Origin of the sequence: Burkholderia sp. MS455 (assembly GCF_016899445.1) — a bacterium.
GTDB lineage: Bacteria > Pseudomonadota > Gammaproteobacteria > Burkholderiales > Burkholderiaceae > Burkholderia > Burkholderia pyrrocinia_C.
Map to the genome: position 1 here is coordinate 669,523 of NZ_CP041777.1, position 16,637 is coordinate 686,159.

At 71.0% G+C, this 16,637-nt stretch carries 14 protein-coding genes and 1 pseudogene; 5 read left to right on the forward strand and 10 right to left on the reverse strand.

Annotation, left to right across the window (positions count from 1 at the left end; all coding sequences use genetic code 11):
• The first annotated feature begins 6 nt into the window (after positions 1–6).
• From treZ to treY, 3 genes are read left to right on the forward strand one after another with little or no spacing between them, the layout of a single operon-like run.
• Positions 7–1,872, forward strand: a complete 1,866-nt coding sequence (gene treZ / locus FPJ27_RS02655) for a malto-oligosyltrehalose trehalohydrolase (RefSeq protein WP_204420757.1) — start codon at positions 7–9, stop codon at positions 1,870–1,872.
• The gene (gene malQ / locus FPJ27_RS02660; protein WP_204420758.1) at positions 1,869–4,085 is read left to right on the forward strand and encodes a 4-alpha-glucanotransferase; all 2,217 of its coding nucleotides are present in this window, start codon (positions 1,869–1,871) and stop codon (positions 4,083–4,085) included. The genes treZ and malQ overlap by 4 nt, the downstream gene beginning before the upstream one ends.
• Positions 4,082–6,871 carry a malto-oligosyltrehalose synthase gene (treY, locus tag FPJ27_RS02665; protein WP_204420759.1) on the forward strand — a complete coding sequence of 930 codons (2,790 nt, stop codon included), beginning with the start codon at positions 4,082–4,084 and terminating at the stop codon, positions 6,869–6,871. The genes malQ and treY overlap by 4 nt, the downstream gene beginning before the upstream one ends.
• A gap of 174 nt (positions 6,872–7,045) precedes the next feature.
• Here treY and FPJ27_RS02670 read toward each other — a convergent pair whose 3' ends face one another.
• Entirely contained in the window at positions 7,046–7,288 is a 243-nt protein-coding gene (locus FPJ27_RS02670) for a hypothetical protein (protein WP_204420760.1), read from the reverse strand.
• Between the two features lie 123 nt (positions 7,289–7,411).
• Here FPJ27_RS02670 and FPJ27_RS02675 point away from each other — a divergent pair, with 123 nt between their 5' ends.
• Positions 7,412–8,662 (forward strand): phosphatidylserine decarboxylase family protein, encoded by a 1,251-nt coding sequence (locus FPJ27_RS02675; RefSeq protein ID WP_204420761.1) that lies wholly within the window; start codon positions 7,412–7,414, stop codon positions 8,660–8,662.
• Between the two features lie 29 nt (positions 8,663–8,691).
• On the opposite strand, the gene FPJ27_RS02680 is transcribed toward FPJ27_RS02675, so the two are convergent.
• The 4 genes from FPJ27_RS02680 to FPJ27_RS02695 all read right to left on the reverse strand — a co-directional run bounded on the left by FPJ27_RS02680 (position 8,692) and on the right by FPJ27_RS02695 (position 10,636).
• Positions 8,692–8,919, reverse strand: a complete 228-nt coding sequence (locus FPJ27_RS02680; protein ID WP_204420762.1) for a hypothetical protein — start codon at positions 8,917–8,919, stop codon at positions 8,692–8,694.
• A gap of 279 nt (positions 8,920–9,198) precedes the next feature.
• Complete coding sequence (locus tag FPJ27_RS02685) at positions 9,199–9,540, reverse strand: DUF1488 domain-containing protein (RefSeq protein WP_072437858.1); 342 nt, start codon at positions 9,538–9,540, stop codon at positions 9,199–9,201.
• A gap of 4 nt (positions 9,541–9,544) precedes the next feature.
• Positions 9,545–10,093 carry a type 1 glutamine amidotransferase domain-containing protein gene (locus tag FPJ27_RS02690; protein ID WP_034184452.1) on the reverse strand — a complete coding sequence of 183 codons (549 nt, stop codon included), beginning with the start codon at positions 10,091–10,093 and terminating at the stop codon, positions 9,545–9,547.
• A 174-nt stretch (positions 10,094–10,267) separates the two neighbouring features.
• Entirely contained in the window at positions 10,268–10,636 is a 369-nt protein-coding gene (locus FPJ27_RS02695; RefSeq protein WP_204420763.1) for a hypothetical protein, read from the reverse strand.
• A gap of 235 nt (positions 10,637–10,871) precedes the next feature.
• Between FPJ27_RS02695 and FPJ27_RS02700 the strand changes: the two genes are divergently transcribed.
• Positions 10,872–11,228, forward strand: coding sequence for a DUF3175 domain-containing protein (locus FPJ27_RS02700; protein WP_204420764.1), 357 nt, complete (start codon positions 10,872–10,874; stop codon positions 11,226–11,228).
• A gap of 92 nt (positions 11,229–11,320) precedes the next feature.
• Here the strand turns inward: FPJ27_RS02700 and ligD are convergent.
• The 5 genes and pseudogenes from ligD to FPJ27_RS02725 form a co-directional block, all read right to left on the reverse strand.
• A pseudogene (gene ligD, locus FPJ27_RS02705) lies at positions 11,321–14,135 on the reverse strand (DNA ligase D).
• 24 nt (positions 14,136–14,159) lie between these two features.
• On the reverse strand, positions 14,160–15,149 hold the full coding sequence (locus tag FPJ27_RS02710; RefSeq protein ID WP_204420765.1) for a Ku protein: 990 nt from the start codon (positions 15,147–15,149) through the stop codon (positions 14,160–14,162).
• A gap of 53 nt (positions 15,150–15,202) precedes the next feature.
• Positions 15,203–15,706 carry a YetF domain-containing protein gene (locus FPJ27_RS02715; RefSeq protein WP_204420766.1) on the reverse strand — a complete coding sequence of 168 codons (504 nt, stop codon included), beginning with the start codon at positions 15,704–15,706 and terminating at the stop codon, positions 15,203–15,205.
• Positions 15,707–16,067: 361 nt separating this feature from the next.
• Positions 16,068–16,454 (reverse strand): DUF3022 domain-containing protein, encoded by a 387-nt coding sequence (locus FPJ27_RS02720; protein ID WP_204420767.1) that lies wholly within the window; start codon positions 16,452–16,454, stop codon positions 16,068–16,070.
• Complete coding sequence (locus FPJ27_RS02725) at positions 16,451–16,612, reverse strand: DUF1328 domain-containing protein (protein WP_152859985.1); 162 nt, start codon at positions 16,610–16,612, stop codon at positions 16,451–16,453. The genes FPJ27_RS02720 and FPJ27_RS02725 overlap by 4 nt, the downstream gene beginning before the upstream one ends.
• Between the last annotated feature and the right edge of the window lie 25 nt (positions 16,613–16,637).

A 16,637-nucleotide genomic window follows, 5' to 3' on the forward strand; every position in this document is an offset into this window, starting at 1 on the left:
ACCGCCATGACGTCACGTTCCGCTCATCCGCCCGGCACGCATGCGTTCGCGTCGTCGTTCGGCGCGACCTGCATCGACGCGGGCCGTACGCGCTTCCGGCTGTGGGCGCCCGCGAGCCGCACCGCGGCCGTCGATCTGCACGGCGGGCCATCCGTCGCGATGACGGCCGCCGGCGACGGCTGGTTCGACGCCGTCGCGCCGTGCGGCCCCGGCGCGCTGTATCGCTACGTGCTCGACGGCGATCTCGCCGTGCCCGATCCCGCGTCGCGTTTCCAGCCGTACGACGTGCACGGCCCGAGCCAGGTCGTCGATCCGGCCGCCTATCGCTGGCGCCATGACGCATGGCGCGGCCGCCCGTGGCACGAGACGGTGCTGTACGAACTGCACGTCGGTGCATGCGGCGGCTACGCGAGCGTCGAGCGGCGCCTGCCGGCCATCGCCGCGCTCGGCGTGACGGCGATCGAGCTGATGCCCGTCAATGCGTTCCCGGGCACGCGCAACTGGGGTTACGACGGCGTGCTGCCGTTCGCGCCCGATGCGTCGTACGGGCGGCCCGACGAACTGAAGGCGCTCGTCGACGCCGCGCACGGGCTCGGGCTGCAGATGTTCCTGGACGTCGTCTACAACCACTTCGGCCCCGACGGCAACCTGCTGCCGCGCTACGCACCCGCGTTCTTCCGCGCGGACCGGCAAACGGCGTGGGGGCCCGCGATCGACTTCGCGCGTGCGCAGACGAGCGCGTTCTTCATCGACAACGCGCTCTACTGGCTCGACGAATACCGCTTCGACGGGCTGCGCATCGACGCCGCGCATGCGATCGACGACGATGCGTGGCTGCGCGAGCTCGCGCGCCGCGTGCGCGCGCATGCGGGCGACGCACGCCAGGTGCATCTGGTGCTCGAAAACGAACGCAACGCGGCGAGCCTGCTCGGGCCCGGCGGCTTCGACGCGCAGTGGAACGACGATTTCCATAACAGCGCGCACGTGCTGCTAACCGGCGAGCGCGACGGCTATTACCGCGCGTACGCCGATGCGCCGCTGCGCCATTTCGCGCGCACGCTCGGCGAAGGGTTCGCGTACCAGGGCGAGCCGTCGCCGCTGCATGGCGGCGCCGCGCGCGGCGAGCCGAGCGCGCACCTGCCGCCGACCGCGTTCGTCGCATTCCTGCAGAACCACGACCAGATCGGCAACCGCGCGTTCGGCGAACGGTTGCGCACGCTCGCGAACGACGACGCGCTGCGCGCGGCCACCGCGCTGATGCTGCTCATGCCGCAGATTCCGCTGCTGTTCATGGGCGAGGAGGAAGGCAGCACGCAGCCGTTCCAGTTCTTCACCGACTATCGCGGCGCACTCGCCGACGCCGTGCGCGAAGGCCGGCGCCGCGAATTCGCGGCGTTTCCCGCGTTCGCCGATCCCGCGCATCGCGACGCGATTCCCGATCCGAACGACATCGCGACGTTCGTGCGCTCGTTGTCGAAACACCCGGCCGACGACGCATGGCCCGACGCCGATGCATGGCGGCACTTCTACCGCAGCGCGCTGACCGTGCGCGCGGCGCTCGTGACGCCGCACTTGGCCGGCGCGCGCGCGCTCGGCGTCGACCTGCTCGCGGGCGACGGCGAACCGCAGGCGCTCGCCGCACGCTGGCGTCTCGGCAACGGCAGCACGCTGACGATCGCGCTGAACCTCGGCTCGCACGACGCGGTGCTGCCCGCGCTGCCGCTCGGCAAGATCGTGTTCGAGACGCCGCCGCGCGCGCGCGACCGGCTGCGGGACCTGCGCCTGCCGCCACGTGCGTGCATCGCGTGGCGCGACGGCGCGGTCAACCACGATGCGCTGAGTCGCCGCACGAACGGGCGAGGCCGATCATGACGACCGACGTATCGATCGCGGCACTCGCCCGTTCGGCCGGACTGGAAACCGACTGGACCGATGCGGGCGGCGTCGCGCGGCGGGTAGGCGACGATGCGCTCGCCGCGCTCGTCGACGCGCTCGGCTGGCCGTGCGGCACGGCGCTCCAGCGCGTCGACAGCGCGGCGGCGCTCGCCGATGCGAACGCGGCGCCGCCGCGCATCGTCACCGGCGATGCCTGCCTGCCGCTGACGCTCCCGCATACGATCGCACTGCCGGGCGCACACTTCCGGATCGCGCTCGAAACGGGCGGCTACGTCGACGGGCGCGTGGCCGGTGCGGGCGAGCACGGCACGCTGCCGCCGCTCGCGATGCCCGGCTATCACGCGCTCGACATCGGCGAGCAGCGCATCGGGCTCGCGATCGCGCCGCTGCGTGCGCGCCCGTTCGACGCGTTCGCGCGCGCGCCCGACGCAGGCCGCCGCTGGGGCGTCGCGGCCCAGTTGTACAGCCTGCGCCGTACCGGCGACGACGGCGCGGGCGACTACACCGCGCTCGCGCGGCTCGCCGCGCACGCGGCGCGGCACGGCGCGCAGGCGGTGGCGATCAGCCCGACGCACGCCGGCTATCCCGCACTGCCCGCGCACGACAGCCCGTATTCGCCGTCGTCGCGGCGCTGGCACAACGTCGCGTATCTCGACTGCGACGCGGTGCCGGGCGCCGGGGCTGCGCTTCACGCGCGCGACGATGCAATCGATGCGCCGCTGATCGACTGGCCGCGCGTGCTGCCGCCGAAGCTGCGCCGCCTGCGCGCATGCTTCGATGCATGGCGTGCCAACGGCGCGCCATCGCGCGACGCGTACCAGCGCTTTCGCGCGGCCGGCGGCGCGGCGCTCGACGCGCATGCGCGCTTCGACGCGCTGCAGGCGTTCTGCATCGAACACGGGATCGGCGCGGACTGGCGGCAATGGCCGGCGCCGTGGCGCATGCCGTCATCGGCCGAAGTCGATGCATTCGCGCACGCGCATGCCGACACGATCGCGTTTCACACGTTCCTGCAATGGTGCGCATCGCGCGCGCTCGGCGACGCGCAGCATGCGGCGCGCGGCGCGGGCATGGCGACCGGGCTGATCGCCGATCTCGCGGTCGGCTCCGACCGCGCGGGCAGCGACGCGTGGGCGCACGGCACGACGCTGCTGCGCGGCGTGTCGCTCGGCGCGCCGCCCGACCTGTTCAATGCGACTGGCCAGGCGTGGGGCGTCACGACGTGGACGCCCGCCGCGCTGCGCGCCGACCGTTTCGTCCCGTTCATCGAGTTGTTGCGCGCGGCGTTCGCGCATGCGGGCGGCATCCGCATCGACCACGTGCTCGGCTTCGCGCGGATGTGGATCGTGCCGGACGGCGGCACGCCGCGCGACGGCGCCTACCTGCGCTATCCGGTCGACGATCTCGTGCGGCTCGTCGCGCTCGAGGCGGCACGCCATCGCGCGATCGCAATCGGCGAGGATCTCGGCACGGTGCCGGGCGGTTTGCGCGAACGGCTCGGTGCACAGGGGATCGCGGGGATGCGCGTGCTGTGGTTCGAGCGCGATGCGAACCGCGCGTTCCGGCCGCCGTCCGCGTGGGATCGCGATGCGATCGCGACGACGTCGACGCACGACTTGCCGACCGTGGCCGGCTGGTGGCGCGGGGTCGATCTGGGGTGGCGGCGGGTGGCGGCCGACAGCGGGAAGCAGCAAGACGGCGCGGCCGAAAGCATGCCGAGCGATGCGAGTGCGCAGGACTCGAACGAAATCGTGCAAGGCGCCGACGTCGGGCATGACGGCATGCCCCGCACGGAAACAAACCGCGCCGCGCCCGCCACGCCCCCGCCCGCGTCCGATCCCGACCTGATCGCCGCCCAGGCGGAACGCGCAACCGAACGCGCGGCGCTGTGGCACGCATTGCAGCACGCGGGTTGCGCACCCGCCAACAGCGCCGTCCCGCCGGCCGGCGCGCCGCCCGTGAGCGCAATACTCGCGTATGTCGCGCTCAGCCCGTCGCCGCTCGCGATCCTGCCGCTCGAGGATCTGCTCGGGCTGGATGAGCAGCCGAACCTGCCGGGGCCGCCATGCGGCCATCCGAACTGGCTGCGGCGCCTGCCGCGCACCGTCGACACGCTGTTCGACGCCGACGCGCGCAAGCGCATCGCGGCCGTCGTGCACGCGCGCCGTTCGCGGGAGCGCGACGCATGACGCCGCGCGCGACGCTGCGGCTGCAGCTGCATGCGGGTTTCACGTTCGACGATGCGGCCACGCACGCCGACTACTTCGCGCGCGTCGGCGTGAGCCACCTGTACCTGTCGCCGGTCACGACGGCCGAGCCCGGTTCGCTGCATGGCTACGACACCGTCGACTACGGCTCGGTCAGCGCCGAACTCGGCGGCGAGGCCGGCCTGGTCCGGCTCGTCCGCGCGCTGCGCGCGCGCGGCATCGGCGTGATCGTCGACATCGTGCCGAACCACATGGGCGTCGGCGGCTCGTCGAACGGCTGGTGGAACGACGTGCTCGAATGGGGGCCGGCGAGCCCGTACGCATGCTGCTTCGACATCGACTGGCATCCGCCCGACGCGGCGCTCGACGGCAAGGTGCTGCTGCCCTGCCTCGGCACGCCGTACGGCGACGCGCTCACGGCCGGCGACATCGCGCTCGGCGCCGATCCGTCGACCGGCCGCTTCTTCGTTGCGTGCCCGGGGCGGCAGCTACCCGTGGCCGCCGCCACTTATGCGGACATCCTGCGCATCGCGAACCGCTCGGACCTGAACACGCTCGCCGAACGCTTCGGCGCCGCGCCGGCGCACGGCAGCGCCCGGCTGGCCGCCGCTCATGCGGCGTTGCGCGATTACGCGGCCGCGCACGGCCCGCATGCGTTCGACGCCGTGCTGCGCGGCGCCGATCCGCGCAGCGCACGCTCGCGCGCGTGGCTGCACCGGCTGCTCGAACGCCAGCACTACCGGCTCGCGTGGTGGCGCACGGCCGCGGACGAACTGAACTGGCGGCGCTTCTTCGACATCGCGACGCTCGCGGGCATCCGCGTCGACGACGATGCGGTGTTCGACGCCGTTCATGCGCTGCCGTTGCGCCTCTACGCGGCCGGATATATCGACGGCGTGCGCGTCGATCACGTCGACGGGCTCGCCGATCCGCGCGCGTACTGCCGGCGGCTGCATGCGCGGCTCGCGGCGCTGCGCGACGAGCGACCGTACGTCGTCGTCGAAAAAATCCTGGCGCCCGGCGAAGCGCTGCGCGACGACTGGGGCGTCGACGGCACGACCGGCTACGACTTCATGAACGACGTCGGCGCGCTGCTGCACGACCCGGCCGGCGCCGCGCCGCTGGCCGCCCACTGGGCGGCCGTGTCCGGTTCATCGCACACGTTCGCGCAGGAGGCGCTCGACGGCAAGCGGCGCGTGCTGATGCGCCAGCTCGCCGCCGAGCATGCGCGCGTCGCGCGGGCGCTGCACGGCATTGCGCGCGCGTCGCCCGCGACGCGCGACGTCAGTCTGGTCGCGATCCAGCGCGTGCTGGGCGAGCTCGCGGTGCGGCTACCCGTGTACCGAATGTATCCGGCACAGGAAGACGCGCCCGCCGACACCGACCGCCGGGTGCTCGCGCAGGCGTATCAACGGGCATGCGCGGCCGTCGATCCGGCCGACCGCTACGCGCTCGACCGGGTCGCCGCGTGGCTCGGGTTACCGGTCGTGCGCGTGCCGCGCGCAGGCGCCGCCGCGCTGCATGCGGCCCGCGTCGCGTTCGTGCAGCTCACCGCGCCGCTGGCCGCGAAGGGTGTCGAGGATACGGCCTGCTATCGCTACGGCCGGCTGCTGTCGCGCAACGAGGTCGGCGCCGACGCAGGCGACTTCAGCCTGTCGCGCGGCGCGTTCCATGCGCGCAACCGGCGCCGCGCCCGAATCGTGCCGCATACGCTCGTCGCGACGGCCACGCACGACCACAAGCGCGGCGAGGACGCGCGCGCGCGGCTCGCGGTGCTCAGCGAGATGCCCGACGCCTGGCGCGCGGTATCGCTCGACTGGTCCGCGCTCAACCTGCGCCGGCGCGGCGGCGCGCATCGCGACCTGGCGTGGGCGCCGGGGCCGGCCGCCGAGGCGATGCTGTACCAGACGCTGGTCGGCTGCTGGCCGCCGTCGCTGATGCCCGACGACGACGCGGGGCTCGCGGCGCTCGTCGAACGCGTGGTGCGCTGGCAGACGAAGGCGCTGCGCGAAGCGAAGCGGCATACGGACTGGCTCGCGCCCGAGACCGACTACGAGCGCGCTTGCGAAGCGTTCGTCCGCGCGATCCTGACGCCGCGCGGCGCAGGCGATTTCGCGCACCGGCTGCATGCGTTCGTGGCGCGGATCGCGCCGGCCGGCATCGTCAACAGCCTGACGCAGACGGCACTGCGGATCGCGTCCCCCGGCGTGCCCGATCTCTATCAAGGTACCGAGCGATGGGATCACTCGCTCGTCGATCCGGACAACCGGCGCGACGTGCCGTTCGCGGCGCTGGCGGCCGAGCGCGTCGACGGGCCGGTCGCGTCGTACCTGCCGACCTGGCCGGACGCGCGCGTGAAACGGGCGCTGATCGAACGGATGCTCGCGCTGCGCGCGCGGTGGCCGGCGACGTTCGCCGACGGTGCGTATGTGCCGCTGCGCGTGCGCGGCACGCTCGGGCGTCACGCGGTTGCGTTCGCGCGGTGCGGCAATGCGGCGACCGTGGTGATCGTTGCAACGCGGTTTGCGTGCCGGCTGCTCGGCGACATGCCCGGGTTGCCGAGCGTGGAGCCCGCGTTATGGGGCGATACGGCGGTCGTGTTGCCGCGTGGCGTCAAAGGACCCTGGACGGACTGGCTGAATGCGCGGGACGGAATCGACGCGCCGGATGGCTTGATCAGGCTCGATCGCTGTCTGGCTGCGCTGCCTGTTGCCGTACTCGTCGCGGCTCACCCAACGGATCGGAATCCCTCAATCGCCCCGTCGTAATCGAATTGATGCAAACCGGTCCGCGGATACCCGACGATCCAATCGGTGCCGCATGGCTGATCGCGAACCGTGATGTCACAGTATCCCTGGCCTTTCGCGACGGGGAAGCGAGCGATGGCGCACTAGTCGATCGTTACCGGCCAGAGCGACAGGCGGGACAGTAAACGCCCGACCTCACGACCACTCGTCCGGCGGCAGCGTCCCGCCGTCGTCCTCCCACAGCGGCACGCCCGCGTTGTCGCCATGGCCCGCGGTCACGGTTCCTTTCGCATCGCGCTCCCTCGACCGTCGCGTCTCGCCGTGCTTCGCCGCACGAACCCGCGTGCGCGTCGGCGTCACGGTGCGCTGCCCGCCGCCCCGGCGCTCGTCGGCCGATGCCGTGCCTTTCGTCTGCCGCACATTCGAACCTGCATTCATCGTTTCTCTCCTGCGTCACTGAAAAACTGAACAACCGGTGAAAAGACCGCCGCAATTTCGATGCCGCCTCCGGGCAAGCGTCTTGCTACGTGTTCATACCGAATCCAGCCGCAGGAGCCGACGATGCCGACCGAACCCCACACGCCGCCCGCCGCGCGCCGCCGGCTCGGCGAATGGCTGACCTGCGAGGAAACGCACATGGCCGCGTTCCGCGAAAAAATCGCGGCCGACGCGCGCGCGCATGCCGGCGAACGATTGCGCTCGCCGGCCGTGCAGGCGCTCGCGCGGCTGTTCGACGACTGCGCCGTGCTGCGCATGGGTCTCGTCCGCGCGATCGACGAGGCGGTCGAATCCGGCCGCCGGCTCGGCTACACGTCGATCGGCGAACTGATGACCGTGATCGACCACCTGATGACCTACACGCCGCCGTTCAGCGAATCGAGCCTGATCGTGTGCCCGCTGAACGCGTTCCTCGACTGGCCGATGTGCATGCCGTCGGGCCACGCCGTGTTTCGGGACGCAACCGTCAACGCGCACCTGAAACGGGTACTGAACGTCTGGTGCGACTTCCTCGGCGGCCCGCATTCGCGCGCGCATCTCGATACGTCGGCGCCCGACGGCTGGTTCTGCGACGAAGCGAGCAAGCGCATCGGGCTGTCGCAATTCCGCTATCGCGACGATCAACCGCACCTCGGCTTCGATTCGTGGAACGACTTCTTCACGCGACGCTTTCGGGAAGGCGCGCGGCCCGTCGACGCGCCGGACGATCCGCACGTGATCGTCAGCGCATGCGAGGCCGCGCCGTACCACATCGAAACGAACGTGAAGATGCGCGACACCTTCTGGATCAAGGCGCAGCCGTATTCGCTGCACGACATCTTCACGCGCGCGGGGCGGCCGCTCGCCGAGCGCTTCGTCGGCGGCGATCTCTACCAGGCCTATCTCAGCGCGTACAACTACCATCGCTGGCATGCGCCGGTGCGCGGCACCGTCACGCATGCATACCGGATCGACGGCACCTACTACTCGGTCGCCGAAGCCGAAGGCCCCGACCCGGCCGGGCTCAACGACTCGCAGGGCTACATGACGGCGGTCGCCACGCGCGCGATCGTCGCGATCGAGAGCGACGACCCGGGCATCGGCACCGTGGCCGCGGTATTCGTCGGGATGGGCGACGTGTCGTCGTGCGTGATCGAGGTCGTGCCGGGCCAGCGCGTCGACAAGGGCGACGAGATCGGCCGCTTCCAGTTCGGCGGATCGACGTACTGCCTGCTGTTCGAGGCCGGCGTGATCGAGCGCTTCCTGTACGCGCCGCCGTTCGACGGCGACACGCCCGTCGTGCAGGTGAACGCGTCCGTCGCGATCGCGCGGTGAGCAGCGCGCCCGCGCGTCATCGTCACCCGTCACGCATCGGTGCCGTCGGGCTCGTACCCGTCGTGCCGCTGCACGCACCGCAGCACCGACAGGCCGTCGGCCGTCAACGCGGGCCGGTGCCCGCCCGACGCGTCGTCGCCCTGCATCACGATCAGGTTCTGTTCGACCAGCGCGGCGACGTCCTCGCGATCGATCTGGATTTGTTCCGGTGCGCGATACACCAGGAACAGCGCGGCAAATTCATGGGCGGTCAGCATGCTCGTTCCCCGTTGACGGCTTCACGCGATGCGACGACGGCGTCGCATCGGCATGCGGCGCGACACGCGCGCCGGCGACCGTCGATGCGTGCACGGACCATGCCAATGCGCGCGAAGCGGTGCTCATCGGAGCCGTGGGCGCGCGGCGCGATACGGCACCGCGCGGCGTCCGGCCGCCCGTGCAAAGTTTTCAACGATGTGTAATGCCGGATGCGAGCGGGCCGAACCCGAGCGGCCGAACGCGAACGCGGGTCCAACGCGTCGGCCACGGCGCCTCGATCAGGAGCGCCGCGAACGGGACATGCCGGCCTTCACGCTGCCCGCCGCCGCACGGCCGTGCGCGCGGAAATAGCCGCTGTGCAGTACCACGCCGCCCTTGCCGTCCGCCAGCACATCCGCGCAGGCAGCCTCGATACGCGCGCGGCCGCGCTCGAACGCGTCGCGCAGGTCGGCTTCCAGCGCCGAGGGCGCGCCGAAATGATCCTCGAGTGCCTCGACCGTGATCGCGCAGTGCTCCGGCTGACCGTCGACGTCGACGGTGAAGCACAGTTGCAGCGCCGCGCCGTCGAATTCGGGCGGCGCATCGGCCAGCGTCACGCGGCGGGGGGAATCGGCCGGCATCGGATTACGCGCTCCGCGACGCGAGACTTTCGACCAGCGCGCCGCTGAATGCCGGCAGGTCGGCGGGCTTGCGGCTCGTGATCAGGTTGCCGTCGCGCACGACTTCCTCGTCGACCCACTTGCCGCCCGCATGGCGGATGTCGTCCTGCAGGCTCGGCCAGCTCGTCATCGTGCGCCCTTCCACGAGCCCGGACGACACGAGCAGCCAGCCGCCGTGGCAGATCGCGGCGATCGGCTTGCCGGCGCCGACGGCCGCCGTCACGAACTCGCGCGCGGCCGGGATCATCCGGATCGCGTCGCCGTTGACGACACCGCCGGGCAGCACGACCGCGTCGTAGTCGCCCTCGCGCGCGTCGTCGAACGTGCGGTCGACCTTCACGCGCGCGCCCTTGTCGACGTGCCTGAACCCCTGGATTTCGCCGCGTTTCTGCGAAATCACGTCGACCTGCGCGCCTTCGGCCGCCAGCGCACGTTGCGGTTCGACAAGCTCGGCCTCCTCGAAGCCGTCGACCGCGAGGATCGCTACCTTGCAATGGTCCAGTCTGCCGCTCATGGAAACCTCCGTGGATGCCGCTGCACCCTTTATGCCGTCCCGGTCACGGAGCAATTGCCGTGCCGCATGCGGCCGGACGACGGCGACAGAAGAGACCGGCCGAAACCGGCCCATGCCGCGCCGCCGCGCACGGGCTGAAAAGATTTCAACGGCGTGTAACCCGACCCGGCACGATTACTGCAGGCGGATCGCCGCATCGAGCATCGCGTCGGTCAGTTCGACCGTCAGTGTCAGATCGTCGTCGTCGTTGTCGGGGAGCCGGTCGAGCATGTCCCGCACGGCCTCGTGCAGCATTGCGTGCACGCGCATCCGGGCGCCGTCGTCGAGGCCCGCGTAGCGTTCCATCGTGTCGCAGTCGAGCACCAGCACGACCGAATGCCGCCCCGTGTCGGGTGGCGCATCGGCCTCCATCGACCACGCCGCATGAAACGTGACCGTGCCTGCCTCGACGTCGAGACGGACCGTCGTATCGAAATCGCCGGCGTCGACCGTGTCGGCGTCCGTCGCATCGTCTTCCAGACTGATCCGGGAGTTCGATCGCATGGTGTCCTCCTGCGTGGTGGCCGCGCGCGCTTGCTTCAAACGGCGCCGGCCATTCGGTTCGAATGCGGATGTAATGCGGATGTCACGAGGTGTTCGTGCTGAACGAAGAGGGCGGAATGGCACGCCTGCCCGGACCTTGCAGCAAGGGCCATGCCTCCGGCGGCAGGTCGCCGCGCGGCACGCGAATTGCGGCGCCGTTGCCCGTACGTCCCTGCGATGCCATACGGAGCCCGCGATGCCATTAGCTTCCGCTTCCCACGCGCACGGCAAACGGCTGACGAAACGCCCCGGCCGCGCACGCGGCGCCGACCCGCAACACGGCAAGCGCTGGTCCGCCGAAGTCACGCAAAAAAGCGATGTGCTCGACATCGAGCCCGACATCTTCAAGTCCGACGATCCGGGCGCGATCGCCGCTTCGCTGAAGCGCTCGGCCGAACAGAGCCGCCGCCGCAAGTCTTCGCCGTTCCAGTCGGCGATGTCGATGCTGAACTTCTACGTGAACCGCGCGGGCCGCAACCTGCCGAAAACGCGCCGCGCGACGCTCGAACGCGCGAAGCGGAAACTGCGCGAAGCCTTCGGCCGCAAGCCGTGACGGCGGCCGGCCACCGCCGCATCGCGGCGTCCGTGCTGCGCCGCCTGCCGTGCAGCACCGCGATGATCGTCACGTGCCGCTGCTCGCGGCGCTCACGATGCGCCGAGCCGCGCTCGCATCTTCGCGGTGATCCGCAGGCGCGCATCCGCATAGCCTTCCCACGGATCGCGCTTCAGCCCGTCGAGACGCGCATGCAGCGTGTCGATCGTCCACTGCGCGCCGCCCGTCGTATCGGGCACCTCGTCCCAGCCGAGCGGCACCGACACGCCCATGCCCGGCCGCGCGCGCGCCGAATACGCGGCGATCGTGCTCGCGCCGCGGCCGTTGCGCAGATAGTCGACGAAAATCTTCCCGCGCCGGTGGCGCGGCCCCATCGTCGCGGTGAAGCGCTCGGGCAGCGCGCCCGCCACGTGCTGCGCAACCGCGCGCGCGAAGTCTTTCACGTCGTCCCATCCCGCGTACCGCGCGATCGGCACGACGACATGCAGCCCCTTGCCGCCGCTCGTCTTGCAGAACGACGCGAGCCCCAGCTCGTCGAGCAGCCCGCGCACGAGTTGCGCGGCGTCGATCATTGCGCGCCACGGCAGTGCCGGATCGGGATCGAGATCGAACACGATGCGGTCCGGCCGCTCGATATTGGATGCGTGCGCATTCCACGTATGCAGCTCGACCGTGCCCATCTGCGCGGCACCGAGCAGCGCGTCGACGCTGTCGATCGACAGCAGCGGCCCGTGGCCGGGATCGAGCCCTTCGTGCTGCGTGACGAACGGAATCTCGAGGCGCTCCGCATGTTTCTGGAAGAACAGCTCGCCCGTGATGTCGCCCGGCGCGCGCACGAGCGACACGGGCCGGCCCTTCAGGTCGGGCAGCAGCCACGGCGCGACCCATTGCCAGTAATGCGCGAGGTCGATCTTGCGCGTGCCGTGCCGCGGATCGAGCACGCGATCGGGATGCGTGATGCGCACGCGGCCGACGTGGTCGGCGCCGGATTCGCCGCGCGCGTCGCCGGACGGCGTGTGCGATTTCGCGCGACGCTTGTGGCCGCTCCCGGTATCCGTGTGCCGTGCGCGTTCGTGCTTGTCGTGTTTGTCGTGCGCTGCATCGCGTTCGTCCATCGTCGTCTCCGTTTCGGTGCGGCGCGGCATCTCTCGGACGATTCGCGCCGCCGGCTTGTCTTCCCGCAGCGCGACGAACGCCGCCTGCCGCACGATGCCGTCGCCCGTCCATTCCGCGAATTCGCATTCGGCGACGAGCGTCGGATCGATCCAGTGCACGCGCGTGCGCGACCGTTCGCGCGGCGGCGGGTCGAACGGCGTCGTATCGCGTTCGTGCCTGCGCAGCATCGCGGCGATGCCGGTCGAGCATGCGCGCATCGAACCCGGTGCCGACCCGGCCGACATAGCGCAACGGCGGCGTGCCGCGCCGCCGCTTGCCGCCCGATTCGGGCTCGTACACACCGAGCAGCAACGCGCCGAAGCCGTGCCGGCTGCCCGACGGCTCCGTGTAGCCGCCGATCACGAACTCCTGCCGCCGCCGGCATTTGAGCTTGATCCACGCGGCCGAGCGGCCGGCGCGATAGCGTGAATCGGCGCGCTTGCCGATCAACCCTTCGAGGCCGGTGTCGCACGCGCTCGCGATCAGCGACGCGACGTCGCCGCCGAGATCCGGCGAATAGCGCAGCCGCGCGGCGTCGCTGCCGGCCAGCAGCGGTTCGAGCAACGCGCGGCGCGCAGCGAGCGGCGCATCGCGCAAATCCTTGCCATTCAGATAGGGCAGATCGAATACGAACAGCGTGATCGCATCGGAACGGCCCGCGCCGAGCGCGTTCTGCAGCGCCTGGAAATCGGGCAGGCCGCTGTCGCCGAGCACGACGGCCTCGCCGTCGAACCACGCGTTTTCGATATCGAGCGCCGCAAGCGCATCGCGCTGCGCACGCAGCTTCGCGGTCCAGTCGCGGCCCTCGCGCGTCATCAGCACGACATGCCGCCGCGCACCGCGGCCCGACACGCGCGCGAGAATCCGGTAGCCGTCGAACTTCACTTCGTAGCGCCAGTCGCCTTGCGCGGGCGGAGCCTCGACCAGCGTCGCGAGCTGCGGCGCGACGCGCTCGGGCAGCGGCGCGCGGACAGCGCCTTCGACGTGCGACAGGTCGGCGTCGGCTGGCGGCTTGCGATCCTTGCGGTCGCGCGGCGTGCCGCATGTACGGGGCGCATCGTCGCGGCTGCGTCGCGACGTGCGTGCAGGCGGTGATGCATCGGCGGGCGCCGCGCGTGCGGCTCGCGCACTGCGGTCATGCACGCTGCCCGGCTGCTGCGCAACGACATCGAATTCGTCCGCATCGCGTGCGTCGTCGTCGCGCTCCTTGATCAGCAGCCATTGCGGCTGACGGCCCTGCTGCCGCCCGCTGCGCACGAGCGCCCAGCCGCCGTGCAGCTTTTCGCCATCGAGCCGGAACGTCAGCTTGCCCGCGCGATAGCCGTCGCGCGCCTGCGCGACGCCGCCGTCGGGCGTCCACGTCCCTTCGTCCCACACGACGACCGTGCCCGCGCCGTAATGTCCGGCCGGAATCTCGCCTTCGAACGACGCATATTCGAGCGGATGGTCCTCGACCTGCACGGCCAGACGCTTCACCGACGGATCGACGCTCGGCCCCTTCGGCACGGCCCATGATTTGAGCGTGCCGTCGAGTTCGAGACGGAAGTCGTAATGGAGCCGCGTCGCGTGATGTTCCTGGATCACGAAACGCAACGGATGGCGCGCCCGGACAGCCGTGCGCGCCTGCTTCGACTGCTTGGTCTGCTTCGATTCGGTGCCTGGCTTTGCGCGACGCTTCCCGCGCGCGCCTTCCGGCTCCGGCGTCGCGTCGAAGCGGCGTTTTCGACGATAGGGATCGAGCTTGCCGGCCATCGCGTCACCTCGTGTCGCGCGGTGTCATGCGGCGTGCTTCCGGCGCGCGGCGGTTTTCTTTGCCGCATGCGCGCCCGTCGCGCCCTGCTTCGCGGCCGGCCGTTTCGCGGGTGCTTTCGCGGCGCTCCGCGCGGCAGCCTTCGCGGCCGGCTTGCGTCGCCCGCTCGCGGTGCGCGGCGCGGACGCGCCGGTGTCGTCGTCCTCGCGCGCAGCACGCGCGCCGCCGCCCTTCAGGCTGCGCTTCAACAGCTCGGTCAGGTCGACGACGTTGGCCGCCGTGCGCGCCGTTTGCGCCGGCCGGTCCTCGATCTCCTCGACGCTGCCCGCGCGCACCTTGCGCTCGACCAGTTCGAGGATGTCGTCGCGGAACGTGTCGCGATACTCGTCGGGCGTCCACGTGCCCGACATGTCGTCGATCAGCTTCTTCGCCATCGCGAGCTCGCGCGCGCTGACGCCCGCGCGCTTCGCGTCGCCGGCCGGCACCGGCAGCTCGTCGAGCGGGCGCAGTTCCTCCTGCCAGCGCAGCGTATCGAGCGCAAGCAGCGGCCCGACCGGGATCAGCGCGCCGAGATGCTGGCGATCGTGCATCACGACATGCGCGATGCCGATCTTGCCGCTGTCCTTCAGCGCGTCGCGCAGCAGCGCATAGACCTTCTCGCCCTTGCGGTCCGGCACCAGGTAGTACGGCGTGTCGAGATACAGGAACGACACGGCGTCCGCGTCGACGAACGTGACGATGTCGACGGTCTGCGTCGATTCGGGGTTCGCCGCGCGAATCTCGTCGTCGGTCAGCACGACATAACGCTCCTTCTCGTACTCGTAGCCGCGCACGATGTCCTCGCGCGCGACCTCCTTGCCGGTGCGCTTGTTGATCTGCCGATAGCCGACCGGGTCCATCGAACGCTTGTCGAGCAGCCGGAACGACGGCTTCACGGTGCGCGTCGCCGGGAACAGCTGCACGGGCACGTGAACGAGCCCGAAGCTGATCGCGCCTTTCCAGATCATGCGTGCCATGGGTGTCCTCCTTGCGGCGTCGTTGCGTCGGACGCCTTCGTCCGCGGCCGATGCTACGGCCGGCGGCCGCGGCTGCGCCGCACGATGCTCAGGTGTCCGTTGCGCTCCAGGATCGCCGCGTCGACGTCGGACAGGTCGGTCGCGCCGGTCGCCTGCCGGACGCTTTCGCGCACGTCGGTCGGCGTAAGCAGCGCGGCACGCATCTGTGCGTCGTCGAAGCGGCCGTTGCGATACACCTCGCGCTCGGCGCCTACCAGCAACCGCTCGAGCCGGCACGAGCGCACGCATGCCCAGCCGATCGCACGATGCAGCAGCGCGATCGCGAGCGACGCCGCGACGGTCGCGACGAACGGAGACGCGCCGACCACCGCGCGGCTCAGGATCGCGCCGAGCAGAATGCCGACCACGTAGTCGAACGGCGAACGCTGCCCGAACGCGCGCCGCCCGGCGATGCGAATCAGCACCAGCGCGACCACGAACACGACGATCGCACGCAACGCCATCTGGCCGGGGCCGAGCATCCGGCCCTGTCCGAACAGCGCGACGACGACGTCCATGATGGCGGCGCTATGCGGGCAGATCGGCCGCCTGCTGCCGGCGCGCCCGGATCCGAGGGTGGCCGATGTCGTCCGGGAACCTGTGCATTATCGCGTCGGGATCGACCGCCTGCCCGACGCCCAAGCGTTGCGCCGGGTCCGGCGGATATGCGGCGCCCGGCAATAGGCGTTCGGCACCGACGGCCGAGATCGGCTTCAGGTGCCTGAACGCCCTGCACACGTATCGCTGCGCGGCCTGCTGCGCGTTGCCGGCTGGTGGGGGATTCGTCATCAGGGCGTCCTCGTCGAATTCGATGGGCGGCCGCCACGCGCGCAGCCGCTGCGGCGCGCGCGAGCGCGCCTGCGGCGGCCGGCCTCGGCGTCAGGGCGCGCGCAATGCCGCGTCGAGTTCGGTATCCGTAATATCGAGCGCCACGTTGCACTCGATCGCGTCGTCCTCGACGCGCGGCTTGCGTTCGTCCACCGCGCGTCGCGCGCCGTCGCACAGATACGTGCGCACGCGCAGCCGGTCGTCCTCGTCGAGCCACGCATAACGCTCGACCACGTGCGCATCGAACCGCAGGTCGACCGTGCAACGCCATTCGCGCGCGCTTTCGTCGGCCGGCACGCGCACCCACGACACCTGGATCGTCAACCGCCCGGATGCGTCGTCCGCATGCACGACGACGGTCGACTCCGACGGGAAGCCGTTCGCGAGCGCGTGCTCGAGTTCCGCGACGCGCTGCGAGCGGTCGGGCGCGCTGGTCATCGTCGCACGACGCCCAACAGCAGCGTGACCAGGAAGATCACGACGAAGATGTAGAACAGGATCTTCGCGATCTCGGCCGCGCCGGCCGCAATGCCGCCGAAGCCGAGCACGGCCGCGACGAGCGCGATGATGAAGAAAATGACGGCGTATCGAAGCATGGAGCCCTCCTGGATGACAGCGGTC

Bases quoted from the DNA above. Each gene is read 5' to 3' on its own strand.
- treZ (WP_204420757.1), top strand. From the start codon at position 7: ATGACGTCACGTTCCGCTCATCCGCCCGGCACGCATGCGTTCGCGTCG.
- malQ (WP_204420758.1), top strand. From the start codon at position 1,869: ATGACGACCGACGTATCGATCGCGGCACTCGCCCGTTCGGCCGGACTG.
- treY (WP_204420759.1), top strand. From the start codon at position 4,082: ATGACGCCGCGCGCGACGCTGCGGCTGCAGCTGCATGCGGGTTTCACG.
- FPJ27_RS02670 (WP_204420760.1), bottom strand. From the start codon at position 7,288: ATGAATGCAGGTTCGAATGTGCGGCAGACGAAAGGCACGGCATCGGCC.
- FPJ27_RS02675 (WP_204420761.1), top strand. From the start codon at position 7,412: ATGCCGACCGAACCCCACACGCCGCCCGCCGCGCGCCGCCGGCTCGGC.
- FPJ27_RS02680 (WP_204420762.1), bottom strand. From the start codon at position 8,919: ATGCTGACCGCCCATGAATTTGCCGCGCTGTTCCTGGTGTATCGCGCA.
- FPJ27_RS02685 (WP_072437858.1), bottom strand. From the start codon at position 9,540: ATGCCGGCCGATTCCCCCCGCCGCGTGACGCTGGCCGATGCGCCGCCC.
- FPJ27_RS02690 (WP_034184452.1), bottom strand. From the start codon at position 10,093: ATGAGCGGCAGACTGGACCATTGCAAGGTAGCGATCCTCGCGGTCGAC.
- FPJ27_RS02695 (WP_204420763.1), bottom strand. From the start codon at position 10,636: ATGCGATCGAACTCCCGGATCAGTCTGGAAGACGATGCGACGGACGCC.
- FPJ27_RS02700 (WP_204420764.1), top strand. From the start codon at position 10,872: ATGCCATTAGCTTCCGCTTCCCACGCGCACGGCAAACGGCTGACGAAA.
- FPJ27_RS02710 (WP_204420765.1), bottom strand. From the start codon at position 15,149: ATGGCACGCATGATCTGGAAAGGCGCGATCAGCTTCGGGCTCGTTCAC.
- FPJ27_RS02715 (WP_204420766.1), bottom strand. From the start codon at position 15,706: ATGGACGTCGTCGTCGCGCTGTTCGGACAGGGCCGGATGCTCGGCCCC.
- FPJ27_RS02720 (WP_204420767.1), bottom strand. From the start codon at position 16,454: ATGACCAGCGCGCCCGACCGCTCGCAGCGCGTCGCGGAACTCGAGCAC.
- FPJ27_RS02725 (WP_152859985.1), bottom strand. From the start codon at position 16,612: ATGCTTCGATACGCCGTCATTTTCTTCATCATCGCGCTCGTCGCGGCC.